The organism is Ectobacillus sp. OTK (assembly GCF_059698935.1).
In genome coordinates, this window is the sequence record NZ_AP048548.1 from 110,410 (window position 1) to 134,540 (window position 24,131).

Here is a 24,131-nt window from a genome sequence, read left to right on the forward strand (position 1 = left end):
ATCCTTGTGGTTAAGTAATATTATTCTTCACTCATCCAACGATAACCAATTCCGTATACGGTTTTTAAATGCTGTTCTATTGGAAAGCCAACTTTTCTTAATTTATCACGTAAGTTTCGGATATGAGAATCGACAGTACGACCTTCTGTATCCGATTCGGTTCCCCAAATACGCTCTATCAGTTGCTCACGGCTGAATACATAGGCATTGTTGTTTAAAAAGAGTCCTAGCAGCGAAAATTCGATGGGAGTGAGGGCTAATTCCTTTCCCTGAAAAGATGCAAGATGCTTGAATTCATCCCATAAAAGTCCCTTAAACTCTAATTTTAAGTCACTATGCATTCTGCGCAGAAGCGCTTCAATGCGCGCTAATAACTCCTCTTCATGAAATGGCTTTGTGACGTAATCATCCGCACCTTGCTTCAATCCCTGAACGATATCCGGTGTTTGATTCCGTGCTGTAACCATGATAATGGGAACTCTGCTGAATTCACGAATTTTCCTGCATGTTTCCCACCCATCCATTTCCGGCATCATCACATCTAACAACACTAACCGAAATTCTCTTTGCTCAAGCAAGGAAATCGCTTGCTGCCCGGACGTTGCTTTTACACAGTAATAGCCCCTTGGTGTCAGATATAACGACAATAAGTCCAGCATGCGTGGTTCATCATCGACAAGTAAGATTTCAATCATACGAACCCTCCTAGTAGTATGTTCTATCTAAAGAATAGTTTACTGTAAAAGCGTGCAGAAATTATGCAGTTCTGTTTTTATTTTTTAAACATTTGCATCTCCATAATTTCTCGAAAATGTTGTTGTATAATGAGCGAGACGAAACAGAAGGAGGAGAACATATGAAGAAATCCATTTTGACTGCTATTGCAGTTTCCGCCATATCATTGATTACTGCATGTTCTGCGGCAACAAATGGTACAACGGATAATAAAAATACAAATCAAAACAAATCTAGCGTAAAAGAAACGGCTGTAGAGCCTTTGAAGATTCTAAACGGACCTGACATAACATTGGTTGCCAAAGAAGAAAAACAAGAGATAGGCAATGGTGTTGTTGTGCCTGTTTGGACATTTAATGGTTCAGCACCGGGTCCTGAGATTCGTGTTAAGAAGGGAGAAAAGGTAAAAGTAACCCTAAAAAATGAATTATCAGCCCCAGTTTCTATCCATTGGCATGGATATCCTGTTCCAAATAATATGGATGGAATTCCAGGGGTTACACAAGATGCCGTGATGCCGGGAAAAAGCTTTACGTATGAATTTACTGCTGACACACCGGGCACATACTGGTACCACTCCCACCAAGACTCTGTAAACCAGCTGGATCGCGGTTTATACGGTTCACTTGTGGTGGAAGATCCTGCAGAAAAATATGATAAAGACTATACCTTAATGTTAGACGAATGGGTGACAGATCAAAAAGAAATTGATGAACAAATAAAAGAAATGACCCAAAGCACGAAAGATGAGAAAAGTGATACGGATTCAAGTACGGACACGGGCGGAATGACAGGCGGAGATATGGAAGGCATGGATCATTCCGGTATGAGTATGAACAGTGATAGTGATACAACAGACTCAAATGATATGAATATGGACGGAATGAACATGCAAGGTCACGATATGAGTATGTATGACTTGTTCACCATTAACGGTAAAAGCGGTGATTTAGTTAAAAAGTTACAAGTAAAAGAAGGAGATAAAGTTCGTCTTCGACTTGTGAATGCCGGTTATATGTCCCACAACATCCACATTCATGGTCAAGATATCAAGGTAATCGCAACAGATGGTCAGCCTATCAATAATCCAACAGAAGTAAAAGATCAGCTTTTAACGATTGCACCGGGTGAACGTTATGATGTAGAGTTTACAGCAAACAATCCTGGCCAGTGGTATATTGAATGTCATGGTGACATGGAAGGTTCCAAGGGGATGAAAGCTGTCATTGAATACGAAGGAAGCAAGGAAATGACAGATAAAGCAAACGAGAATGAAAATCTTCCGAAAATCGATTTAACAACCTATGGCACGAAGAAAACAAGTACTTTCACACTAGATCAGCAGTATGATGTAAACTACACCATGGATTTAAACACAGGCATGGATGGAGAAAGTATGGTATACACCATTAATGGTAAAACATTCCCAGACACAGAGTCAATCCAAGTGAAAAAAGGAGATCTTGTCAAAGTGAAGTTGAAAAACAACTCAGCGACAGACGATCACCCAATGCATCTACACGGTCACTTCTTCCAAGTATTAAGTAAGAACGGAAAACCGGTAGAAGGGTCTCCAATTGTGAAGGATACACTCAACTTGAAGCCAGGTGAAGAATATGAAGTAGCGTTCATCGCTGATAATCCAGGTGAGTGGATGTTCCATTGTCATGATTTGCACCACGCTTCTGCCGGAATGGTAACAGAAGTAAAGTATACAGATTATCGATCGGATTATAAGCCAAACCCGAATGTTCCAAACATGCCAGAGTAATAAAAAAGGTCGACCCTGCCGGGTTGACCTTTTTACGTCCAGTATAAAAATGAATCATAAATACCGATTAGAATCATAAACAGACCAGCTGTAATTTGAACATTTCTTCCTATTTTTCTGCTCTTTTTCAATAATGCACCGCTTAAACCTAAGTAAGAAATGATTAAAGTTAAGATAATGACTGGTAGTGCGGTTCCGATAGCGAAAAGAGATGGAAATGCATACCCATATGGTGATGATAAGGCAAAAGGCATAAGTGTTCCGAAGAATAAAACAAACATGGTCGGACAAAAGGCAAGGGAGAAAAGAAATCCCATCAAGAATGAACCAGCTTTCCCTTGCTTAGACACCTGCTCTGACGAACCAAACATAGAGAAGGACCAACGAATTTGAATCACTCCAGTCAATAGAAGACCTGAGACAATCAACAAGGGACCCATAAACTTACGTAACCAAGGAAAATAAACAGGGAGTTCTTGTTGGATTTCCCTTCCGAGTATCCAAACTAACAAGCCAAGAAAAGTAAAAGCAACTATTTTTCCAAGAACAAACAGCCATACATATGTCCAAGGTACCCTTTTTTGCAAGGAACGATTCCCATACAGTGTCATAGCACTGATATTTCCAGTAAGTTGACAGGGTGCCAGTGTACCAACTATTCCAAGAAGTATCGCAAATACTATCGGTATGGATCTCGTAGCATTAGCTATATCCATAATGGGAGCCATAAGCTGATAACTCCATTGGCTAATCGTTGTAAACATAGTATATCCCCTTTGTTATTGAACTGAAAAAGGGCGGAGCTTTTAGAAACACTCTGCCTCTTTGTTGTTTATCTGTGTTATTGGATTGACCCCTTGTTAGCGATTTGTTTCCACGTCTTGCCGTCATCTGTAGTAACAAATATATTGGACTTCATTGTGATGAAGACAATTTCTGATAGATTTTTTGGATTTTGAGCTACGTACATAATAGAGTCATCAGCATTAAGAGCTGGGATTGTAATGTCAACCTTTTCATTTGTAGCAAGAGATTGTTTTATCAATCCTTGCTTTGTATCTTTTGTATAGGAGTAAATTACATCTTCAGCTCCGACCGTTACTGCACTTGTCTCCACTTTATCAGAGAAGGGATTGAACGTATTTCCGTAGTCTGTAGATAAGAATATACCTTCTTTTGTACTGATTGCGATCACACTTTCTTTGTCGGGGTGTACAGCAAACATGCTTGCTGATGCAGAAAGACCGTTCAATTTACTCTTCTTCCAAGATGCTCCCTCATCTGTACTGTAATAAAAACCGGTTTTTAACTTGTCATTGGCTTGTTCATTAAACAGATACATACTGTGGCTGTTATAGCCAACAGCAAGATAATGGAAATCGGACTCACCGTAAAACGCGATGTTTTCAAGCGTTTCTCCGCCATCCTGACTCTTTACTAAGCCTAAAGGATTTTTTAAATCGGAGCCTTGTTCAGGATGTCCACTTGAATAAAAACCATCTTGTACAGCTTGAAAGCCCATATAGTCATTGTTTTGACCTATTGTTGCCATCCATATTCCGTTCTGATACACTTTCAAGCCGTTATGTGTAGCAATCGTAATTCCGGATAAATTGCCCGGATATCCAATCCCATGAATATGTTCAACTTTCCCACTCGTAATCACTTTATAAAAATCTTGCGGATTCACAGTTCCTGTCGCTTCTTGCTTCGACTGCTCTTCTTGTTTAGGAGCAGCTTCTTGTCTATTTGAACATGCGGTGACTGTAAGTAGAGATGTCATGACAATTCCACTTGTTAACCATTTTTTCATGTTAGTTTGTATCCCCCTCTCCGGCACGCAATCGTAACGTTCATTATAACAAAGAAATGTCGAGAAATTATGGAGAACCCAAAACACAGGGTCATTTTTTAACTTTTTGCTTATGCATGTTCCAAATGTATATGAAAATCCCCAGAGCCACTGCCACTAATATGACTTTCCCTATTAGCGACCCGTTCATTACTTCATTTACAGAATAAACTTCAACTAATAGGGCTGGAATTTTGCCAATTGTACTAGCAATCGCAAATGTAATCCACGACACTTTCCCTAATGCGGCAAATAGAGTTACAAGACTGGATGGAGCAAAAGGCATAAGCCGTAGGAAAAGAATGAGAAAAAATGCTTCTTTTCCTGTTACATGCAATAATTTCTGAACCTTTGGATAACCAGAAGCTTTTTTCTGTGCAAACTTTTGAAATCCTAGCCTGTACAATCCAAAGGAAACGATGGCTCCTAATGCTTCACCTATAATGGATACTACAATTCCCCCCAATACTCCAAATAACTTTACATTCAGCGCAGTAAGGAAAACACTTGGCATAAAGCCAATAATACTGATTCCTATGTTAATGAGAATACTTAAGAGAATGGCAAACTCGTTATACGTATAAAGCATATTTTCTAATTGCTGCTGCATAATATATGTCTCCTTTTTCTTTCTATGCGTTTATGTAGCCATTTTCTTTGCTTCACAATCAAATGAAATACTAATGGATACCGAACGTTTAGATATATTGTTTTTTGTGGAATATACCTTCTAAACATTGTAAGCTAATAGCATATTGTTATTTTCTACTTATATAGTTGTTGAAAAGGAGAACAGGAGGACACTGAAAGAGATGGTCGAATTAGGTCTAAATCAAATTATACAGGATTATAAGATGGATATGGAATCAGTTTATCATACTTGGTTTTTGAACAACGAGGAACGGCTAAAAGCGTTTCGAACGATTAAAAAGGGACTGGCTGTCGTTGTAAAAGAGATAGAAAGTGGAGTATTTGGCAATGATTTTAAAGGCTCTAGCCTTGAAACGGTCGTTACGGCCATATCAGAACAAAAACAAGTATTTGAAGGAGCGGCACATGCTTTTTATTGGAAGCCAAAGCTGCGGATCCCGGATATTTATGAAAATGAAAAACATCAAAAAGCGTTTGGTCGTTTTTTAAAGGCTTTTCTCCTAACAAGCAATGAATCTCAGCTAATTGCAGAAATACAAAAACTAGACGAAATGAAAATTAAAGGGCTGGGTCCAGCGGTAGCTAACCTTTTATATTTCTTGCACCCAACATTATTTCCGCCATTTAATACAGCCATCCTAAATGGATTTAATCTACTGTATGGTCAAAAAAAGAAGTTAGGGTCTTGGGAAGCATATTTACAAATCCGTGATGTCCTCATAGCGGAAAATAATCAATACAAAGATTTGTTGTCAAAGGACTTAGGAGCAATTGCAGGACTGTTGTTCGAAATTGGAACGTATCGTCTCATTGTTGAACAAAATGCGGAAACTGCCTCTAAGATTCAAGAAGACAAAGGAAATAAAAATAAAAGCAAGCGTCATAAGGAAGTATTGGAAGACCATGAAGAAGACAACGCACACAGCGAGATGCAATATCACCTGGCGCGTTTAGGAAAAGCATTAGGATATAACGTATGGATTGCTAGAAATGACCATAAAAGAACGTTTCAAGATGTTAAGCTAGGGGAGTTTTCAATATCTGACTTGAAAGTTTCGAACGTTCCTGATTCAGTGTTTGATACGGTGTCTTTAATTGATGTGATTTGGTTAGATACAGATCATCAGATTGTTTGCGGATTTGAAGTGGAAAAGAGTACATCCATTTATTCTGGCATTTTACGTCTGCATGATTTATGCTTATCTATTGATTCGGATTCTTCTGTGTTTTATTTAGTTGCACCTGATAAAAGAGAGAAAGAGATTAAAGCACAATTGCTTAGACCTTCATTCAAAAGGCTGGAGGGATTTAACTTATCCTATCTCTTGTTCAAGGATTTACGCTGTGATTGTGATGCGATGTGCAAATTCGGCACAGATGTAACGGTTCTAGACAAGATAGCCAAAAGTATTTAACTGTGCAATGGGTACAGTTTGATAGAAGATAAAGCAGCCTTTAGCTCTTACGAATGGCTGTCTATTTACTGAATTTTGAAGTAAGATATCATTGAAGCAAAAATGAGGATATTTCAATGATAAAACTAAATCAACATATTACGTATTGGAGGACTTATACATGACTGAGCACAAATCGCCCCCTAGCACACCGCGTTGGGTGAAAATTTTTGGGATTATTGCCCTTGTCCTAGTTCTACTGTTTGTTATACTACAGCTTACTGGCATCGCTGGTAAACACGGTCCTGGTCGTCACATGCCTTCCATCGAACAAGAGGGGAAATAGCAATGATCATGCCACCGTTTCTACGCAAGTTCTCGCTCCTTATGCATATCACTGCCTCAGTCGGCTGGATTGGAGCGGTCGCTGTCTTCCTAGTTCTTGCTATTTCTGGTCTGACCAGTCAGGATGCTCAGATGGTACGTGCTTCCTATCTAGCGATGGATGTAACCACCAGATTCATCATTGTCCCGTTGAGCCTTGCTTCGCTGTTAAGTGGACTAGTCCAGTCACTGGGGACAAAGTGGGGTTTGTTCCGTCACTATTGGGTTTTAATAAAATTTCTGCTAGCCATCTTTTCTACCGTTATCTTGCTACAGCAGGTAGCACCAATCAGCTACATTGCAGACGTAGCAGCAAACACGGTATTATCCAGTACCGATTTACGCGAAGCGAGACTCTCACTCGTAGTCCACGCTAGTGGCGGATTACTGGTGTTACTCATTATGATGGTGTTATCGGTGTATAAACCTCGTGGAATGACCCGCTACGGGTGGCGTAAGCAATCCAAGCAGAGCTAGAGTAGTAAGTCATAGGTGCAGCGATTTAGCCAAATGAACAGCATTTGGTAGTTAAATAAGTACGTTGTAAACCACTCTACAGGGTGGTTTTTCTTTTGGTAAATAGCAACAAGTAGTAACGATACCTAAAAATAAAAAACCAAAATACATAACTGCAAAGTAACAGATTTGTATCTTGGTTAGAGTCAGTAAATTAGTAATTTAAAACATGAGATCTCTCCGATTGATGAACATCTAAAATCCTGTAAATCCGCCGAATAGACCTGTGAAAAACACAATGATTTTCGTCATCCAATCAAAAAACAGTAGAATCCCCATGATAATCATAAGAACTGCTCCTGCTTTTACAATGACTATATTATACCTTCTTATCCATTTCAGCCTGCCAATAAAAAATGACATGAAGAAAAAAGGTACAGCGAACCCTAGTACATAAGCGAACATATATGGAAGAGCTGAACTTGGTTTGGAAGCGGCCAGGGCTATAACTGATACAAGAATTGGGCCTGTACAAGGAGTCCAACCTGCCGCAAATCCTATTCCAATTAAGCTAGAACCGAAATAACCGGAAGGCTTGCTATGGAAAACAAATCGTTTATCCTTCATCATAAAGGAAGGTGAAAATACACCTACAATCACCAGACCAAAAAAGATAATAAATAACGCACCAATTTGTCTGATTAAATCCTGATAATCAACGAATACTTTACCTATTACAGAAGTACCAAATCCAATAGCGATGAAAATAACAGAAAAACCGAGTAAGAAAAAGAATGTGTGAAGGAGTGCTCGTTTTTGAAGCATCACATTCTCTTTCTTGACTTCATCAACGGATACCCCGGTAATATAGGACAGAAAAGCTGGATAGAGCGGCAGACAACAAGGGGAGATAAAAGAGAGTAACCCCGCCCCGAATGCTAGGAAAATATTTATATCACTCATATGGTTTCCATCCTTTTGCTCCTATTAAGATGAAGGAGTTTCATTATAAAACTCGGATGCTAATCCTTTTCGTCTGCGATATACCATGACTATGATTGAAATAATAATGAGAGACAAAGATACAACTTGAGCTATGCGCAAAGAAGATGTCAGCATCAGACTATCTGTCCGCAAACCTTCTATAAAAAATCGTCCGATGGAGTACCATGTCAGATAACTTAAAAACAGCTCTCCACGCTTTAGATTTGCTTTTCTGAGTGCTAGTAATATCACAAAACCGATTATATTCCAAACAGACTCATATAAAAAAGTAGGGTGATAGTACACGCCCTTAATATACATTTGATTGATGATAAAATCAGGCAGGCGTAACGATTCTAAAAAAGAACGTGATACTGGACCACCGTGCGCTTCCTGATTCATGAAGTTTCCCCATCGCCCAATTGCTTGCCCTAAAATCAAACTAGGTGCTGTGATATCTGCTAATTTCCAAAATGATATCTGTCGTTTGCGTGCAAATATAACTGCAGTGAGAACAGCACCTATGAGTGCACCATGAATAGCGATTCCACCGTTCCATATTGCAATAATCTCATCAGGATGACTCTTATAATAATCCCATTCAAACGATACATAATACATACGTGCCGTTGTAATGGAGATAGGCAGAGCATATAAAACTAAGTCCGTAAAGGTATCGGAAGAGATACCTAGTCGTTTTCCTTCACGAATGGCTAAAGCTAGTCCCAGTAGTAAACCGGCACCGATAATAATCCCATACCAATACACAGTAAAGGAGCCGAATTGAATTGCTACACGATTTAATGGCTGTACAGTTAGTAAATTCATTGTATGTTTTATCCTTTCTTTCTATTTTTAATGCTCGAAATGAGAATATTCATTCAAGCATATTTCATGAGAGTCATTACTTTTCTAGTGAAACTCCCCGTATAGATTATAGAAGTCGTGATTACACAAAATCCCTCCTATCTATTCAAGTATGATTACAATTTTCAGGAAAGTGCTCATTCGCTTCTCAATCAGGCTCTTCCTTTTTTATGAAAATTGTCTATCTCTCTTACTTTAAAATAAAACTTTGCATTTTGTGTGGAGAAACACAACAAAAAAGAAATTTAAATAAAATCTCCATAATTTCTCGACATTTATGTGATAACATATGAAAAGTACAGTTACTTTTATCCATTTTTTGTCTTTTATGTTCTTTTAAATAAAAACAACAGCATTATATTCTATGAAAAGGACCTATTAAAGAATATTGTTGGTTTATTCAATGGTACTAGTAATTTAATATGAAATACTCCATTGAAATAGAGTATTGTTTTGGAGGATTTTGTTGAAAATATGCTAAAGTTGGTTGATAAAAAAACTCTTAAGAGGTGGAAAATATGAAAAACAAAAAAATAGCCGTAGGAATTATCTCAGTGATCTCAGCACTTACATTAGCTGCATGTGCAAGTGATAATGAAAGTACGGCTCCCAAAGAGGGAGCAACTCAAACTGAAGAGAACACAATGGACCACTCAAATATGGATATGGATATGGAGGGTTCAGGTGAAGTGCCTGAAGGTTTGAAAGCTGTAGAAAACCCAACTTATAAAGTGGGAAGCAAAGCAATTATCAAAGATGGTCATATGGAAGGCATGAAAGGTGCAGAAGCAACAATCGTGGGCGCTTACGATACTATAGCTTATGCTATATCTTATACTCCTACAAATGGAGGAGAAAAAGTAACGAATCATAAGTGGATTATTCAAGAAGAAATCCCAGAAGCTGGTGAAGAAGAATTAAAACCCGGCACAGAAATAACGACTGATGCAGAGCATATGGAAGGCATGGAAGGTGCAAAGGCAACAATTGATTCTGCTGAAAAGACTACTGTATACATGATTGATTATACTCCAACGACTGGGGGAGAAAAAGTAACGAATCATAAATGGGTAACAGAAAGCGAACTATCACCATCTAAATAGTAAAGTGAAAAAGAAGCATCATCTGAACATCAAAGTCATTAAACCTTGTTAACTTCAAGAGCTTATTCTTATGTAGAAAAGCTCTTTTTGTATTTAAACTGTTTCTTATCTTTATAAAAAGACCTACAACCATTATGTAATTACAACCATGTAATAGCTCATCAAAAATAAAACAATCTGTATAATATCTCCCCAATGTCTAAACATTGGGATTCTTTATGTTTTTGAAAAATAGTTAAAATTATTTTATTTTGTGAAGAACTGCACAAGTTTTGCATAGTTGTATTGTATGATAAAGATATAGAAAGGAGACGGTTCCTATGATGAATATGATGGGTGCAGATGGAATGAATTGTTTTTCCAATGGAGGTGGATGGATGATGATGAGCGGAATGGTTCTCGTTTGGGCATTACTCACTGCTCTTCTTGTTATGGGAATTATGAAATTCGAAAAAAGAAATCAACCAAAGCAGCAAACCAATAATCCCATCGAAATCTTAAAAATAAGATTAGCTAATGGTGAAATTACAGAAGAAGAGTATACTCATCTAATTGAAAAAGTGAAATGACCTTTATAAATCTCCCCCAATGTCTGAAACATTGGGGGTTTGCGTTCTAGTGATGCTGCATATGTTGTTCATGTTCAGAAGAACCGTTTGAATGAAAATTTGGAAATGTTACAAAAACGGTAACAATAATCATAATCCCGATTGAAAGTAAAAAGAAAAATCGACGGGAGATGTATCCTGAGAAGGTTTCGGATAAAAATTGAATTGTGCAAAACAATGTGAATGTAATCGTAAGTAGGATACTAATCAACAGTACAGTATGCGTTTGTTGCATGTTCAGCATCTCTGTAATCATTGCTCCCATCATACCAGCCATAAATCCAGAAAACAGTCCTTCTAAAGCAGAATAGAGGTGAAATCGTAAGCCAATCAATAAACCAATCCCCCCGCCAATCAACATGGAAAGTAAAGTAGAGGACACTAGATTTCCTTTGAAAATCATTCCGAAATAAAATCCAAGACTTAGACTAATGGTCATACTAAATGACATGATAAATACCATATACTCCATGAGGGTACCTTTATTTTTAGAAGTATATGCTGAAGCTAAAACGCTGATAAAGCAAAGGGCTAAGACTGTCGGTGTATATATGGACATCGTAATACCTCCCTGTCCTTTTGTTACCTTCATCATATGTGATATCTAGGAATTCTTATGACTATATATCTCTGCAAAATTTCTGCATAATTCAAAAAAGATATTTACTTTCAGCTGTAAAAATAATATGCTTTTACAAGCATAAATCGTAATTATAACGATTAATGAAATGATTAGAAGAAATAGCAACATGAAAGGAGAAAGTGATGAAAAGCTTAAGGAAGGTATTCATTCCACTATTAATTATAGTGAGTCTGTTTGCTGCTTGCAGCTCTACAACGAAAAAAACGGAAGAACAATCAGGTACTTTACGGGTATATACGACAATCTATCCGCTTCAATTTTTTGCAGAACAGATTGGAGGCACTCATGTCAGTGTAGAGAATCTTATTCCTCCTGGTACGGAAGCTCACTCTTTCGACCCAACACAAAAGGATATGGTGAAGGTAGCAAAAGGCGATATGTTTATTTATAGTGGAACAGGCATAGAGGGATTTGCAGATAAAGTGATAGAAGTTGTAAAAGATGAAAAAGTCTCTGTAGTAAAGGCTTCACAAGGCGTCAAACTTATTGACGCAAAGGATGCTCATTCTGATGAGGAAAATACTGAGGAACAGCATGAAGAAGAGCAACTCGATGTAGATCCTCATATTTGGCTGGATCCTGCTCGTGCCATCCAGATGGCTGAGAATATAAAAGAAGCCCTTATTGAGTTAAAACCTGATTCCAAAGCTGATTTTGAGAAAAACTACAGTGTGTTAAAGCAAAAACTAGAAGATATTGATCAAGAATTCAAAGAATTGAGCAATACAGCATCTCAAAAAGAATTTATCGTATCCCATTCTGCTTATGGATACTGGGAAGATGCATACGGACTTAAACAAATTGGAATAAGCGGGCTATCCCCGACAGATGAACCGTCTTCGCAGAAAATAAAAGAGATTATTGAAATCGCTAAAGCAAAGCAAATCTCCTACATCTTCTTTGAGCCTAATTTGAGTAACAAAGTCGCAAATGTTGTGAAAAAAGAAGTAGGAGCGGAGACATTAACACTCCATAACTTAGAAACCCTTACAGACGCCGAAATGAAGAATAAAGAAGATTACTTTACCCTTATGGAAAAGAATATATCCTCTCTACAAAAAGCGTTGCAGTAGCTTTGTTTGAAGAGAACACAATGATTAGGAACTTGCTGTAAAAGCAGGTTCCTTTTGTATTGCAGTGACTTTTTAGATACAACATATAAAAAATGTGTCACAAAATGGACGCACATTTAAAAGAAAACGGGTTGCATTTTATACCCCTTACCCGTATAATGTATATAAAGATGGTCAGTATAATACATGAGGTGATTGTAATGAATCATTGTGAAGATAATATACATCCGGACATGGTGCCGAGGACAGAAAAGGAAATCGAGAATCTCATCAAACGCTTAAAGCGTATCGAAGGGCAAGTTCGCGGCATTCAAAAAATGGTAGAGGATAATCGTTACTGTGTAGATATTTTGGTTCAAATTTCTGCGATTAATGCGGCGTTGAACAAAGTTGGGTTCAACTTACTGGAACGTCATACAAATCATTGTGTTTCGAAAGCGATTCGTGAAGGAAATGGTGAAGAGTCGATTCAAGAACTTATGAATGTAATTAAGCAGTTCTCAAAATAAAGGAGAGGAAGCTTTATGAGTGAACAACAACTCGAACAAAAGCTTGTTACACTTGGAGTAACCGGCATGACATGCGCTGCTTGTTCAAACCGAATTGAGAAGGTATTGAACAAGATGGAGGGAGTAGAAGCGAATGTCAATTTAACGATGGAAAAAGCTACGGTTAAATATGATCCATCCAAACAAAGTGTAGCTGATATTCAATCAAAAATTGAAAATTTAGGATACGGAATTGCGACAGAAAAAGTCGCGTTAGATATTGAAGGTATGACATGTGCTGCATGTGCGACCCGAATTGAAAAAGGGTTAAACCGTATGGAGGGTGTTACAAGTGCAGCAGTAAACTTGGCAACAAACAGTGCTGTTGTAGAATACAACGAAGGCACTGCATCTATCGAAGATATTATAGAAAAAATTAAAAAGCTTGGATACACGGGGCAAGTACGAAACGAAGAGCATGATAACACAGCTCGTAGAGAAGAGCTGCTGAAACAAAAACAACGGCAACTTTGGATTTCTGCTATCTTATCGCTTCCTTTACTCTATACGATGCTTGCTCACATGCCGTTTGATGTAGCTTTACCAATGCCGCATATCCTAATGAATCCATGGTTCCAGCTTCTTTTAGCTACACCCGTTCAGTTCTATATCGGTGGTCACTTCTATGTAGGTGCATACCGGGCATTACGAAATAAGAGTGCTAATATGGATGTGCTGGTAGCACTCGGAACATCGGCAGCATACTTTTACAGCTTGTACGAGGCTTTCAAAACGCTAGAAAATCCTAACTATATGCCGAGCTTGTATTTTGAAACAAGTGCCGTGCTCATTACACTTGTGCTTGTCGGAAAATACTTTGAATCACTAGCGAAAGGGAAAACAACAGAAGCTATTTCTAAGTTGTTAAGCCTACAGGCGAAAGAAGCCCTCGTGGTTCGTAATGGGGAAGAAGTAAAGGTTCCCCTAGAAGAAGTTGTAATCGGTGATACTATTCTTGTCAAACCGGGAGAAAAAATACCAGTAGATGGTATCGTCATCACGGGTGCATCTTCAGTCGATGAATCAATGATTACAGGTGAATCCATTCCAGTCGACAAAAAAGAAGGAGACCCTGTTATTGGCGCAACTATCAATACAAACGGTGTTCTAACGATTCGGGCAGAAAAGGTAGGAAAAGATACAGCACTAGCTGGCATCGTTAAAATTGTAGAAGAAGCACAAGGCTCGAAAGCACCTATCCAACGTATGGCCGACACAATCTCAGGTATTTTCGTACCAATTGTTGTAGGAATTGCTGTGGTTGCTTTTATCGTATGGTATTTCTTTATTACACCTGGTGATCTGCCAACGGCACTCGAAGTAGCAATTGCCATTCTCGTCATTGCTTGTCCTTGTGCGCTTGGTCTTGCAACACCGACATCCATTATGGTTGGTACAGGTAAGGGCGCAGAAAAAGGTATCCTCTTTAAAGGAGGTGAATACCTAGAAGGAACACATAAAGTAAATGCTGTATTGCTAGATAAAACAGGAACAGTCACAAAAGGAAAACCAGAAGTGACCGATGTGTTGAAATTCCAGGAAGGTATGCTAGACTATGCCATTGCAGCCGAAAGTGCTTCTGAACATCCATTAGCCCATGCAATTGTGGAATATGGTAAGAAGCAATCCATTTCCGTCAAACCATTAGAGCATTTTTCTGCCATCACTGGGCACGGAATTGAAGCCACTATTGATGGAAAATCCGTTCTTGTTGGAACACGAAAACTGATGAAAGAGCGCTCAGTGGAGGTTTCACAACATGAAGACAAGATGGTAGAGCTTGAACAGCAAGGGAAAACAGCGATGCTTGTTGCCATCAATGGGCAGCTTGCAGGGATTGTTGCTGTTGCTGATACCGTAAAAGAAAGCTCAAAAGAAGCCATTGGAGTATTGAAGCAAATGGGCATAGAAGTATACATGGTAACCGGGGACAACAAACGTACAGCAGAAGCGATTGCGAAGCAAGTACATTTGGACCGTGTCTATGCAGAGGTACTTCCGGAAGATAAAGCAAACATCGTTGATGAATTGCAAAAGCAAGGCAAACGAGTGGCCATGGTCGGTGATGGAATTAATGATGCACCAGCCCTTGCAAAAGCTGATATCGGCATGGCAATTGGTACAGGATCCGATGTTGCCATTGAGACTGCCGATGTTACTTTAGTAGGTGGAGATTTGGCTCATATCCCGAAAGCAATCGATCTAAGCCGCAAAACAATGAAGAATATTCGCCAAAACTTGTTCTGGGCTTTGTTCTATAACGCAATCGGTATTCCTGTAGCAGCAGCCGGACTATTAGAGCCTTGGGTCGCTGGAGCTGCAATGGCATTCAGCTCTGTATCTGTCGTGACAAACGCGCTTCGTTTGAAACGCGTGAAAATATAAATGAAATATAATGGAGGAATTTATTATGGCAATCAAATTAAACGTAGAAGGTATGACATGCAATCACTGCAAAATGGCAGTAACAAAAGCTCTTACAGGGCTTGAAGGTGTATCAAACGTAGAAGTGCACTTACAAGAAGGTACAGTAGACGTGGATTATGATGAAACAAAAGTAAATGTAGAAAAGCTAAAAGAAGTAATTGAAGATCAAGGTTACGATGTGAAGTAACATATAAAAATAGGTTATGGATTAAACCCATCCATGACCTATTTTTATTCTAGAAAGATTATATTATTTATTATTTTGAATAAATTTTAGTCCGAATCCCATACCAGAGAATAAGTTATAAGTAGTTATTTTTTAAATTAAAATGGGGGTTTTTAGGAAGTTAAGGAGAAAACAGTGCCATTATTATATCATCTACTGAGAAGTCGTACTTGTTTATGGTTCCTTCTTATAGTTAATACCGCTGGAACTATTTATGGGTATATTTGGTACAAGTATCAATTAGCAGAAACACCCGTGCAGTTTCTTGCATTTGTACCAGATAGTCCTACAGCAAGTTTGTTTTTTGTATTTGTCTTAGTAACTTTTTTATTAAATCGAAACTGGGGATTAGTTGAGGCGCTTGCAATTGTAACACTCTTTAAGTATGGTGTGTGGGCAATTGTGATGAATATTCTACTGCTTGTCGTAGAGGGGCAATTACATTGGACTGGTTACATGCTAATGCTATCTCACGGTGCTATGGCAGTACAGGGATTGTTATACGCACCTTTTTACCGTATCAAAACCTGGCATCTTATCGCAGTGGCCATTTGGACGTTGCATGATGTTATCATTGATTATGTATTCCAACAAGTACCTAGGTACGGGATACTGGATACATACTACCAACCAATTGGCTACTTCACGTTTTGGTTAAGCTTTGCCTCTATCGGTATTACATACATGTTATGTATTCGTAAAAAGCGAACTTACTTAACACTGAAATAATCCTAAAGTCAGCACGTTAATACCTTACTCACAATAGGAGTGTAAAATGGACTATCGCAAAAAACTAGTTTTTTGCGATAGTCCATTTCGGTTTAAAAAGGGGGATTAGCCACTTTCTTATGCTTTTTCATCTTATTCATTTTCACGACGATTGTAATCATATTTAGAACGATCTACGGGTTGGAAGCCTTCAGGCGTGTAAAAACGTAATAAATCTCCGTACACTACCTTATCAGAAAGTTTTAGCTTCATTTGTATCATTCGTTCATTACGTTCTATTTCATCATTTTTCTCAATTGGATTTCCTGTTACAGAATCATAATACTTACCATTTAGCGCAGTAACAGTAGGACTTACAAAGCTGCCATTGCGGAATGCAACAACTTGTTGATGCTCTGGTGATAATAAATCTGTACCAAATTGTACATAATTCTTTGTATCAATACCTAATAAGTGAAGAAGTGTTGGAAGAACGTCAATATCCCCACCGTATTGATGCATGACACCGCCCTTCGCACCAGGCACACGAATAATTAGTGGTACACGCTGTAATTGTGCATTTTCAAATGGTGTAATCTCTTTACCCATTACTTGAGACATCGCTTTACCACGATTTTCTGAGATTCCATAATGATCGCCATACAGGACAATAATAGAACGATCATATAATCCGGATTGTTTCAAGTAATCAAAGAATCCTTTGACAGCCTCGTCTAAATAGCGTGCTGTTTGGAAGTAACGATCAACAGTTCCATCACCTGTATTAGCTGGTTCAATAGTTGCATCTTCTTTGCTAATAGGGTATGGGAAATGGTTCGATAACGTAATAAATTTTGCATAAAACGGCTGTTTTAAGGATTCCAGCATTGGAACAGATTCCTTAAAGAACGGCTTATCTTTTAGACCATAGTTGAGTACATCGTTTGAATTCATATCATAGTAACTAGCATCAAAAAAGTTATCGTATCCGAATGATTTGTAAATTTCATCACGATTCCAAAATGTCTTATAGTTACCATGGAACACAGCTGATGTATATCCCTGTTGACCTAAAATAGCAGGAGCAGCCTGATACGTATTCCGTCCTTTTGTTGTAAATACAGATCCTTGCGGCAATCCAAACAAAGAGTTTTCCAACATAAACTCAGCATCAGATGATTTACCTTGTCCTGTTTGTTGGAAGAAGTTATCAAAATAAAGTGTATTGGAATCTTGTGTTAATGAATTTAAAAATGGTGTTACCTCTTGTCCATTAAGTTTGTAATTAATGAGAAAGTTTTGGAATGATTCCAAGTGAATATAGATCACATTCATACCTTTTCCTTTACCAAAGTACTCAGGATTAGGCTCTGCATAATTTGCTTTTACGTTGTTAAGAGTATTTGTCACATCACTGCTATCTGCAAAAACTCGTTGAGCGGATGATTTCGTACTTTGGATCGCATCATAAATCGTGTAATTATACATACCTAAATATTTCACCAGATAGTTACGATCAAATGTTCTTGTCAACAATTGTGGACGATCTGTTTCTGCCAAACCTAGGTTTATGCTAAAAAGTAAGATAGCCGTTAAAAATACCAATACTACTTTACGACGACCTAGACGAATTGATTCTGGTTTTACGAATTTTGTTGCTACGAGAGTCATTAAAATGATTGTGTCCAAAAAGTATAATGGATCATATAGTTTTAATAACGCAAGAATACTTCCGCCTAAATCACCGAAGTTTTTCGTTTGTGTCAGTGTTGGTAATGTAATAAAGTCGTTAAAAAATCGATAATAGGCTATATTCGCATATAAAACAAAAGACATAATACAGTTAATAATTATTAACCAAATGTATGCTCTTTTTCCTCTTGCAAATAATGCTAGTCCAAAGAAAAAGGTTGCTGAACTTACTGGGTTAATAAATAATAGGAATTTTTGCATTGAATTACTAATTCCTAAATTAAACTCGACACGATAAGCTATATAAGTCTTTGCCCAAAATAACAAAATTACTAAAAGAAAAAAAATAAGATGTTTGCTAAAGATATTTTGACCCTTAGTCAATACGTTCTTCATGGTTTTCACCTCTATTAAGTTGAGTTTACTTCGATTAATAGTATGTTTAAATTCTATAAAAATAAAAATCTATCACAAACAAGAAATAAATCATAAACTATATCATAACCCTATATAACAAAAAGTCAAATGGTTTCATGTGGAAAAGATTCGATTTGATATTTCACGAATTCCTGAAACTGTTGATATATAAAGATTCCATTCGTGGTTCATAACACGAACATTTATGAAACTTACAATGATGACTAAAAGAGAGCTCATGTAACAGCCTATCCATCTAATTCCCTGTGAGAATCCTTACTTAATAACAACTTCATAACACTGTCCATTGGAACATGAATTATGAAGGAGTCAATTGCTTTTTCTCTGTTCGCTTCATTATATAGGAATTTATAGCTACTTACATATTTATGGTTATATCTATACAAAAAAGAACGGAGAATTTTGGAATGAAGAGCATCGATAACAAATAGTGTAGTAACGGTATCAAATCTGCATAAAGAGGTGGAAAATGAAGCAAAAGCCAATAATTATGCCGTTATGGTTACTTCTGTTTGCATTAACAGCTTTAAGCGGTAGATATTGGGACGTTTGGTGGCATGCAATGAAGCTAGTAGAAACCTTTTATACATTGCCGCATTTAATTATTCATGCATCTATTTTTGTGAGTGGTATAACTGTCCTTGGAATCGTTTTTGTTCGTTCGCAAAAGATGGGATCTTTTTCTCCGGCAAAAATCAAAGAAGTAAAATCCTTTGCACTGATTGGTGTAGGTTTAGTTCTCCCGCTTATAGCAGGGATTGTTGATGATATATATCATAGTGTGGTGGGATTTGATATTACACTCTGGAGTCCACCACATTTATTAATCATCTTTGGTGGGGTCTTACTTCCTTTAGGAGTGTTCCAATTATCTCACGAGCGTAACTTTACAACAGGGATGATTTTATCGCTCGGATTTGCTCTGGCCTTTTTCCAATTCTCTATAATGGAATATGACCTTTACGATGCCTGGAGTCTAGAGAACCGATGGGAACTCTACGGAGATTACTGGCCTTTTTTATTCATGAGCTGTGCAGCCCTTATTATTTCATTTGGTACAGTTAAAATGAAAAAACCGATTGGTACATTAGTAACTGGCATAGCTTTTATTTATAAACTTGCAGTATACATGGCTTGGTCATTCACAAGTATAGAACTATACTTTCCCATTTTAATCCTTATCTGCGGCGTAGTGTTTGACTTAGTTTACCTGTTAACCAAGAATACAAAGTATCGAATATACATTGCAGCCATTATTGCAGGTGCCGCCTTGTCTCTGGTCGTGTCATTGCAATCGCCAATAAATGAAAGCTGGTCAAATATAGTGATATCTATTGCAGGAGCTATCGTATCAGCTTTGATTTTCACATGGCTTGGGAAACGAATCGCATCGGAAGGTGGATACCATGCGTAAATATCTAAAGTATATAGTATTGTCGTTAACAGCATATTTCTTCACATTTACAGAAGTATTTGCCCATGAGGAAGGAGAAACGACTCAATTAGCTCCCGATTTACACCCTGTTCTAGTAGTATTAGAGTTTGCTATTACCTTATGGGTAGGATATAAGATTGCAAAATGGCTTTCTACAATAGGGAAAAATTAATTTTTAGATACAATTTTCTTCTAGCCCCCGCTTATTCACTCATATAACAAAAGGGATGTATCTTTATAGAGTAATGGCCATTTAAAGCTCCTTCAGTATCAGACTAAAGGAGCTTTAAGCGATCAATAACGTAAGCCCGAAATAAAAAATAAGCGTACCCTCACGGTACGCATCGCGAATAGCCGTATATCCTGATTTTTTTAATCAAAAATACGGCTAATTTCATCTATTTGCTACATACCAGCTGGATCTTTTTTGACCAGGGCATGAATTGATCTAAAATTTCAGGATTTTGATGGATGCCAAGATTCGGTAGGTCCGTCAAAAGTTTCTTTATGTATTCGTAGAAATCAACGCCATTACTTTTGGCTGTTTCCGAGATACTCAAACATATGGCGTTCGCTTTTGCACCGGCTTCACTAACACTGAAGAGCCAATTTTTTCTTCCAAGAACGTTGGGACGGATGGCATTTTCGGCCGGATTATTATCAATTTCAATGCGCCCATCATTCAGGAATGCTTTGAGTCCATTTGCTCTGTTCAATGTGTATTCAGCTGCTTTCGCGAGGGCATTTTTTCCGTAGAAGGGTGATGTTTCAACCCAATTAAGGAATTTATCAACGATTGGCTTTGAGTATTTTTGGCGTTTTTTTCTGCGCTGACTCGGAGACAAATGCTTGAATTTCCTTTCAAGTCGATATAAATCGTCACAAAAATTCACACCAATACGGCCATTTTTGCTGTCCGCCTTCAGCCAATAACGACGAACATGCGCCCAACAATTAGCGAAGGTAACGCCTTCCAACTTACCATAGGCAGAATAACCATCGCAAATTATCGTTCCGGAATAGCCTTCTATGAAACTTTCAAGGACAGATCGAGCCCGTGATAATGCGCTTTGAAAGAGAATCATTGTTGGTCCTTGGCTTGGCACACTTCTATACACCCAATTATAGGCATTGGTTTGACCGGATTTCCCATCAGAACGGTTGATGATTTGTCCATATGTTTCGTCGACATGTAAAATCGATTTGGTCATCATCAATTGCTTCATTCGTTCGTAAATTGGCAATAGCCAATCATGTGATGCACGAATGACCCAATTGGAGAGGTTCTTATCATTTGTGTTCAGACCATAACGTTCCCATTCCTTTACCTGACGGTAAAGGGGCAAGTATTGCGAAAATTTATCATATATTACTTTGGCAAGTACGCTAGGACTTGCGATGCTACGTTGGATAGGAGCTTGTGGCGCTTTACCACGTTTAATTTGTGCCTGGTTAAATGCATCACTCTTACAATTTTTACATTCATAAGCATGTTCAATGTGCTGTACTTTCTTCATTCTGGCAGGAATAAATTTCGCTTCTTCGCGTACGATTGTACTGCTAATTTCAATCATTTGCGCTTGGCAACAGTCACAGATTATATTTTCCGGATGATGGTGAACAGCTTCTACTTCAATACCATCATGCAATGAGTCATTTCGTTTTTTCTTTTGAACTTTTCGGACAACAGTGTAAGTAATCGTCTGTTGGCTTTGTTCTCCTGTGTGCTCAGGATCATTAAAAGACGGATCATCACCAAATAATGACGCTTGCCCGTCTGGTGCGTTATATTTCGATTTCTCCGTTTTTGATCCATACAAAAGCTTGGTTAAATGGCGCACTTGATCGGTTAACGCTTCAATCTGTTTCGATAAGTCTTTGTTTTGTTGATTCGAATGAGCCAATTGCTCTTCGAGCAGCCGAATTAATTTCTCGTATTGATTTTCATTCGTAGAAGAAGCGTTTGCCACATCATTCACCACTTTTCGTTCGGTTTCGTTCATCTTATTATAACTAGCTCGAACTGAGGAATAAAGATAAAATTAAATGGCTTAACGAATTTAGAACACACCTTTGGGCGATGGTTGAATGGCCTTTGGTTGCTGAATAGATAGACCTTCAAGAAGCCAGCGAAGCTCCTGTTGTGAAAGATTGCGTACTTCCTTTTCACTTTTGGGCCATTGGAGTTTGCCATTATCTAAACGTTTATAAAGCATGGCGAAACCATCGCCGTCGAAATACAAACATTTATAGCGATCCTTACTCCACCCTGCAAATAAGAAAATAGAATCGCCATAAGGATCAAGTTCGAAAGAATCTTGAATCAGTGCTGCTAAACCATCAATACCTTTTCTCATATCTGTTTTACCGCAAATGATGTAAATGTTTTTTACACTTGTATAGTCGTGTTTCATAGATTTTTCAACTCCCTCATGACCGTTTGGATGATGTGCTCATCCACGCCATTGAAGAAGGAGATTTCCACATTTTCCATTTTGATCGTGCAAGCACTATTGGAAGATATGGTTGAGGAAGTTGCTTTAATTGACTCTTTATTCTCGGAATGTAAAGTTACGGGGACAATTGTCAGTTTTTGTTGCGGCATATGAAAAAGCACCTCCTTAAATTAATACATTCATAGTATCAGGAGGCGCTGCGTGTTTATATGCGTTGTTTGATTGGGGGCTTACCGTAAAGCTACTAGAGAAAAAAATCGCAGACCACATGATTTTCATCCAAACTTTCCATCCTTTAAAAAAATCCGCTAATTACTGCATTCTTTTGACTTTGTTTAACCATTGATCATCGTAAACTAAGTCTAAATAACGTTCTCCACGGTCTGGAAAGATGGTAACTATATTAGTTTTCTTTGTCAAACTTGGAACTAATTTTTTAATAGCTCCGACAACAGACCCTGAAGATCCTCCTGCAAATATTCCTTCTTTATCTAATATTTCTCGACAAGCTATTGCAGATTCGTAATCGTTTACATGTATAACTTGATCAATTTCATCCCTATTCAACAACTCAGGAACCCGACTAGCACCAATCCCTGGCAACTCTCTTGGTGCAGAAGGAGAATTAAAAATAATTGATCCTACTGCGTCTACCGCAACTACAGTCAGATTTGGGTAGGTTTCTCTTAACCTCCTGCTTATGCCCATAATGCTTCCCGAAGTACTAACAGGTGCAATCAAGATATCTAAGGGTTCTCCAGCCAATTGCTCAACAATCTCTCTGCCTGTTCCATAATAATGCGATCTCCAATTATTTTCATTTGCATATTGATTAATCCAATATGCATTAGGAGTAATAGCTAGTAGCTCATTTACTCTTTTTATTCTTGTTTGTAAGTAGCCCCCATGTTCATCTGGTTCCTTCACCATATCTATATTTGCGCCAAGAGCCTTAATCATTTTTAGATTTGTTTTCGAAATTTTAGGATCAACAACACAAGTAAAAGATAAATTATGGAATTTCGCTAGTAAAGCTAATGCAATCCCTAAATTACCTGAAGAACTCTCTATAAGATGGGTTTTACTATCTATCTTTCCTTCTTCCATCCCTTTTCTTATTAAAAACTCCGCTGGTCTATCTTTCATGCTTCCACCGAGATTAACCATTTCTAATTTAGCATACACATTAATATTGGAGTCTGGAAACAGGTTATTTAGTTGGAATAAAGGGGTATTTCCAATACAATCTTTAATAGAGTTGATTATGTTAGAGTTAAAAGTTTGAACTATATTTGTCATAATTGATTTTCGCTCCTTTTTAACTGAGATTATGATTTATAAAGAAAAATGCCCTCAGAATACAAACGAATCTTACTTTGAAATCTTTCTAGAAGTTGATACCATTCTGTTTCATTCATATTTCCCGAGATAAGAAAATCTAGAGAAATAGTAGCAATTAAAGAGTAATCTTGAGACTTTTGTGAAGACCACTTTAAAGTTGATATCTTGTAGAGCTATTGTAACTATTTACTTAAAGGTACAATATGTTCCCATGAAAAATTTGAATTTGCTACGTTTTTACTATTTGAACAGGTACATGTTTGTAACCAAGTCAAATACTTTTAAAGCTGAAGCCTGATGGATTCCATTAAAAATTAAGTATTTATCATTTATCCTCTA

Annotated in this window: 25 protein-coding genes; 13 read left to right on the plus strand and 12 right to left on the minus strand. The window is 37.7% G+C overall.

All coding sequences use genetic code 11. The features are described from left to right. Positions 1 to 20: 20 nt before the first annotated feature. Positions 21 to 695: a response regulator transcription factor gene (locus AC6HZ4_RS27740; protein WP_497495880.1), complete on the minus strand. Its 675-nt coding sequence runs from the start codon at positions 693 to 695 to the stop codon at positions 21 to 23. Between the two features lie 161 nt (positions 696 to 856). Between AC6HZ4_RS27740 and AC6HZ4_RS27745 the strand changes: the two genes are divergently transcribed. After that, positions 857 to 2,506, plus strand: a complete 1,650-nt coding sequence (locus AC6HZ4_RS27745) for a multicopper oxidase family protein (RefSeq protein WP_497495881.1) — start codon at positions 857 to 859, stop codon at positions 2,504 to 2,506. A gap of 32 nt (positions 2,507 to 2,538) precedes the next feature. Here AC6HZ4_RS27745 and AC6HZ4_RS27750 read toward each other — a convergent pair whose 3' ends face one another. The 3 genes from AC6HZ4_RS27750 to AC6HZ4_RS27760 form a co-directional block, all read right to left on the minus strand. Next, positions 2,539 to 3,270, minus strand: coding sequence for an urease accessory protein UreH domain-containing protein (locus tag AC6HZ4_RS27750; protein WP_497495882.1), 732 nt, complete (start codon positions 3,268 to 3,270; stop codon positions 2,539 to 2,541). 77 nt (positions 3,271 to 3,347) lie between these two features. Further along, positions 3,348 to 4,319, minus strand: a complete 972-nt coding sequence (locus tag AC6HZ4_RS27755; protein WP_497495883.1) for a F510_1955 family glycosylhydrolase — start codon at positions 4,317 to 4,319, stop codon at positions 3,348 to 3,350. 91 nt (positions 4,320 to 4,410) lie between these two features. Next, the gene (locus AC6HZ4_RS27760) at positions 4,411 to 4,968 is read right to left on the minus strand and encodes a TVP38/TMEM64 family protein (protein ID WP_497495885.1); all 558 of its coding nucleotides are present in this window, start codon (positions 4,966 to 4,968) and stop codon (positions 4,411 to 4,413) included. Between the two features lie 202 nt (positions 4,969 to 5,170). Between AC6HZ4_RS27760 and AC6HZ4_RS27765 the strand changes: the two genes are divergently transcribed. From AC6HZ4_RS27765 to AC6HZ4_RS27775, 3 genes are all read left to right on the plus strand, one after another. Then, entirely contained in the window at positions 5,171 to 6,424 is a 1,254-nt protein-coding gene (locus tag AC6HZ4_RS27765) for a type II restriction enzyme NmeDI-related protein (protein WP_497495886.1), read from the plus strand. A 160-nt stretch (positions 6,425 to 6,584) separates the two neighbouring features. Then, on the plus strand, positions 6,585 to 6,749 hold the full coding sequence (locus AC6HZ4_RS27770) for a hypothetical protein (RefSeq protein WP_497495887.1): 165 nt from the start codon (positions 6,585 to 6,587) through the stop codon (positions 6,747 to 6,749). Positions 6,750 to 6,751: 2 nt separating this feature from the next. Beyond that, positions 6,752 to 7,264, plus strand: a complete 513-nt coding sequence (locus tag AC6HZ4_RS27775) for a DUF2269 domain-containing protein (RefSeq protein WP_497495888.1) — start codon at positions 6,752 to 6,754, stop codon at positions 7,262 to 7,264. Positions 7,265 to 7,498: 234 nt separating this feature from the next. Here the strand turns inward: AC6HZ4_RS27775 and AC6HZ4_RS27780 are convergent, their stop codons facing one another. After that, positions 7,499 to 8,206 (minus strand): cytochrome c biogenesis protein CcdA, encoded by a 708-nt coding sequence (locus AC6HZ4_RS27780; protein ID WP_497495889.1) that lies wholly within the window; start codon positions 8,204 to 8,206, stop codon positions 7,499 to 7,501. Positions 8,207 to 8,230: 24 nt separating this feature from the next. Next, a complete protein-coding gene (lgt, locus tag AC6HZ4_RS27785) occupies positions 8,231 to 9,055 on the minus strand; it encodes a prolipoprotein diacylglyceryl transferase (RefSeq protein WP_497495890.1) in 825 nt (274 codons plus the stop codon). Between the two features lie 557 nt (positions 9,056 to 9,612). On the opposite strand from lgt, the gene AC6HZ4_RS27790 reads away from it, so the two are divergent. Both AC6HZ4_RS27790 and AC6HZ4_RS27795 read left to right on the plus strand, forming a co-directional pair. Continuing rightward, positions 9,613 to 10,197 (plus strand): YdhK family protein, encoded by a 585-nt coding sequence (locus AC6HZ4_RS27790; RefSeq protein ID WP_497495891.1) that lies wholly within the window; start codon positions 9,613 to 9,615, stop codon positions 10,195 to 10,197. A 320-nt stretch (positions 10,198 to 10,517) separates the two neighbouring features. Continuing rightward, positions 10,518 to 10,766, plus strand: coding sequence for an SHOCT domain-containing protein (locus tag AC6HZ4_RS27795; protein ID WP_497495892.1), 249 nt, complete (start codon positions 10,518 to 10,520; stop codon positions 10,764 to 10,766). A 46-nt stretch (positions 10,767 to 10,812) separates the two neighbouring features. On the opposite strand, the gene AC6HZ4_RS27800 is transcribed toward AC6HZ4_RS27795, so the two are convergent. Beyond that, positions 10,813 to 11,364 (minus strand): hypothetical protein, encoded by a 552-nt coding sequence (locus AC6HZ4_RS27800; protein WP_497495893.1) that lies wholly within the window; start codon positions 11,362 to 11,364, stop codon positions 10,813 to 10,815. A 206-nt stretch (positions 11,365 to 11,570) separates the two neighbouring features. Here AC6HZ4_RS27800 and AC6HZ4_RS27805 point away from each other — a divergent pair, with 206 nt between their 5' ends. The 5 genes from AC6HZ4_RS27805 (at position 11,571) to lhaT (ending at position 16,451) form a co-directional block, all read left to right on the plus strand. Further along, entirely contained in the window at positions 11,571 to 12,521 is a 951-nt protein-coding gene (locus AC6HZ4_RS27805) for a metal ABC transporter substrate-binding protein (protein ID WP_497495894.1), read from the plus strand. Between the two features lie 200 nt (positions 12,522 to 12,721). After that, positions 12,722 to 13,030: a metal-sensing transcriptional repressor gene (locus AC6HZ4_RS27810; RefSeq protein ID WP_497495895.1), complete on the plus strand. Its 309-nt coding sequence runs from the start codon at positions 12,722 to 12,724 to the stop codon at positions 13,028 to 13,030. 15 nt (positions 13,031 to 13,045) lie between these two features. Continuing rightward, complete coding sequence (locus tag AC6HZ4_RS27815; protein ID WP_497495896.1) at positions 13,046 to 15,454, plus strand: heavy metal translocating P-type ATPase; 2,409 nt, start codon at positions 13,046 to 13,048, stop codon at positions 15,452 to 15,454. Between the two features lie 25 nt (positions 15,455 to 15,479). After that, complete coding sequence (gene copZ / locus AC6HZ4_RS27820; protein ID WP_497495897.1) at positions 15,480 to 15,683, plus strand: copper chaperone CopZ; 204 nt, start codon at positions 15,480 to 15,482, stop codon at positions 15,681 to 15,683. 174 nt (positions 15,684 to 15,857) lie between these two features. Then, positions 15,858 to 16,451 carry a lipoprotein heptaprenylglyceryl N-acetyltransferase LhaT gene (gene lhaT / locus AC6HZ4_RS27825; RefSeq protein ID WP_497495898.1) on the plus strand — a complete coding sequence of 198 codons (594 nt, stop codon included), beginning with the start codon at positions 15,858 to 15,860 and terminating at the stop codon, positions 16,449 to 16,451. Positions 16,452 to 16,583: 132 nt separating this feature from the next. Here lhaT and ltaS read toward each other — a convergent pair whose 3' ends face one another. After that, positions 16,584 to 18,518: a lipoteichoic acid synthase gene (ltaS, locus tag AC6HZ4_RS27830; protein ID WP_497495899.1), complete on the minus strand. Its 1,935-nt coding sequence runs from the start codon at positions 18,516 to 18,518 to the stop codon at positions 16,584 to 16,586. 511 nt (positions 18,519 to 19,029) lie between these two features. Between ltaS and AC6HZ4_RS27835 the strand changes: the two genes are divergently transcribed. Then, positions 19,030 to 19,974 carry a hypothetical protein gene (locus tag AC6HZ4_RS27835; RefSeq protein ID WP_497495900.1) on the plus strand — a complete coding sequence of 315 codons (945 nt, stop codon included), beginning with the start codon at positions 19,030 to 19,032 and terminating at the stop codon, positions 19,972 to 19,974. Further along, positions 19,967 to 20,167: a hypothetical protein gene (locus AC6HZ4_RS27840; protein ID WP_497495901.1), complete on the plus strand. Its 201-nt coding sequence runs from the start codon at positions 19,967 to 19,969 to the stop codon at positions 20,165 to 20,167. Before AC6HZ4_RS27835 ends, AC6HZ4_RS27840 begins: the two co-directional genes overlap by 8 nt. Before the next feature lie 226 nt (positions 20,168 to 20,393). Here AC6HZ4_RS27840 and tnpC read toward each other — a convergent pair whose 3' ends face one another. The 4 genes from tnpC to sbnA all read right to left on the minus strand — a co-directional run bounded on the left by tnpC (position 20,394) and on the right by sbnA (position 23,750). After that, on the minus strand, positions 20,394 to 21,965 hold the full coding sequence (tnpC, locus tag AC6HZ4_RS27845) for an IS66 family transposase (RefSeq protein WP_497496002.1): 1,572 nt from the start codon (positions 21,963 to 21,965) through the stop codon (positions 20,394 to 20,396). 90 nt (positions 21,966 to 22,055) lie between these two features. Continuing rightward, the gene (gene tnpB, locus AC6HZ4_RS27850; RefSeq protein WP_497495902.1) at positions 22,056 to 22,409 is read right to left on the minus strand and encodes an IS66 family insertion sequence element accessory protein TnpB; all 354 of its coding nucleotides are present in this window, start codon (positions 22,407 to 22,409) and stop codon (positions 22,056 to 22,058) included. Continuing rightward, entirely contained in the window at positions 22,406 to 22,600 is a 195-nt protein-coding gene (locus tag AC6HZ4_RS27855; RefSeq protein ID WP_497495903.1) for a hypothetical protein, read from the minus strand. Before AC6HZ4_RS27855 ends, tnpB begins: the two co-directional genes overlap by 4 nt. A 163-nt stretch (positions 22,601 to 22,763) precedes the next feature. Then, positions 22,764 to 23,750 (minus strand): 2,3-diaminopropionate biosynthesis protein SbnA, encoded by a 987-nt coding sequence (gene sbnA, locus AC6HZ4_RS27860; protein WP_497495904.1) that lies wholly within the window; start codon positions 23,748 to 23,750, stop codon positions 22,764 to 22,766. Positions 23,751 to 24,131: the final 381 nt, after the last annotated feature.

Coding starts and splice junctions, on each gene's coding strand:
- AC6HZ4_RS27740 (WP_497495880.1), bottom strand. CDS start 695: ATGATTGAAATCTTACTTGTCGATGATGAACCACGCATGCTGGACTTA.
- AC6HZ4_RS27745 (WP_497495881.1), top strand. CDS start 857: ATGAAGAAATCCATTTTGACTGCTATTGCAGTTTCCGCCATATCATTG.
- AC6HZ4_RS27750 (WP_497495882.1), bottom strand. CDS start 3,270: ATGTTTACAACGATTAGCCAATGGAGTTATCAGCTTATGGCTCCCATT.
- AC6HZ4_RS27755 (WP_497495883.1), bottom strand. CDS start 4,319: ATGAAAAAATGGTTAACAAGTGGAATTGTCATGACATCTCTACTTACA.
- AC6HZ4_RS27760 (WP_497495885.1), bottom strand. CDS start 4,968: ATGCAGCAGCAATTAGAAAATATGCTTTATACGTATAACGAGTTTGCC.
- AC6HZ4_RS27765 (WP_497495886.1), top strand. CDS start 5,171: ATGGTCGAATTAGGTCTAAATCAAATTATACAGGATTATAAGATGGAT.
- AC6HZ4_RS27770 (WP_497495887.1), top strand. CDS start 6,585: ATGACTGAGCACAAATCGCCCCCTAGCACACCGCGTTGGGTGAAAATT.
- AC6HZ4_RS27775 (WP_497495888.1), top strand. CDS start 6,752: ATGATCATGCCACCGTTTCTACGCAAGTTCTCGCTCCTTATGCATATC.
- AC6HZ4_RS27780 (WP_497495889.1), bottom strand. CDS start 8,206: ATGAGTGATATAAATATTTTCCTAGCATTCGGGGCGGGGTTACTCTCT.
- lgt (WP_497495890.1), bottom strand. CDS start 9,055: ATGAATTTACTAACTGTACAGCCATTAAATCGTGTAGCAATTCAATTC.
- AC6HZ4_RS27790 (WP_497495891.1), top strand. CDS start 9,613: ATGAAAAACAAAAAAATAGCCGTAGGAATTATCTCAGTGATCTCAGCA.
- AC6HZ4_RS27795 (WP_497495892.1), top strand. CDS start 10,518: ATGATGAATATGATGGGTGCAGATGGAATGAATTGTTTTTCCAATGGA.
- AC6HZ4_RS27800 (WP_497495893.1), bottom strand. CDS start 11,364: ATGTCCATATATACACCGACAGTCTTAGCCCTTTGCTTTATCAGCGTT.
- AC6HZ4_RS27805 (WP_497495894.1), top strand. CDS start 11,571: ATGAAAAGCTTAAGGAAGGTATTCATTCCACTATTAATTATAGTGAGT.
- AC6HZ4_RS27810 (WP_497495895.1), top strand. CDS start 12,722: ATGAATCATTGTGAAGATAATATACATCCGGACATGGTGCCGAGGACA.
- AC6HZ4_RS27815 (WP_497495896.1), top strand. CDS start 13,046: ATGAGTGAACAACAACTCGAACAAAAGCTTGTTACACTTGGAGTAACC.
- copZ (WP_497495897.1), top strand. CDS start 15,480: ATGGCAATCAAATTAAACGTAGAAGGTATGACATGCAATCACTGCAAA.
- ltaS (WP_497495899.1), bottom strand. CDS start 18,518: ATGAAGAACGTATTGACTAAGGGTCAAAATATCTTTAGCAAACATCTT.
- AC6HZ4_RS27835 (WP_497495900.1), top strand. CDS start 19,030: ATGAAGCAAAAGCCAATAATTATGCCGTTATGGTTACTTCTGTTTGCA.
- AC6HZ4_RS27840 (WP_497495901.1), top strand. CDS start 19,967: ATGCGTAAATATCTAAAGTATATAGTATTGTCGTTAACAGCATATTTC.
- tnpB (WP_497495902.1), bottom strand. CDS start 22,409: ATGAAACACGACTATACAAGTGTAAAAAACATTTACATCATTTGCGGT.
- AC6HZ4_RS27855 (WP_497495903.1), bottom strand. CDS start 22,600: ATGCCGCAACAAAAACTGACAATTGTCCCCGTAACTTTACATTCCGAG.
- sbnA (WP_497495904.1), bottom strand. CDS start 23,750: ATGACAAATATAGTTCAAACTTTTAACTCTAACATAATCAACTCTATT.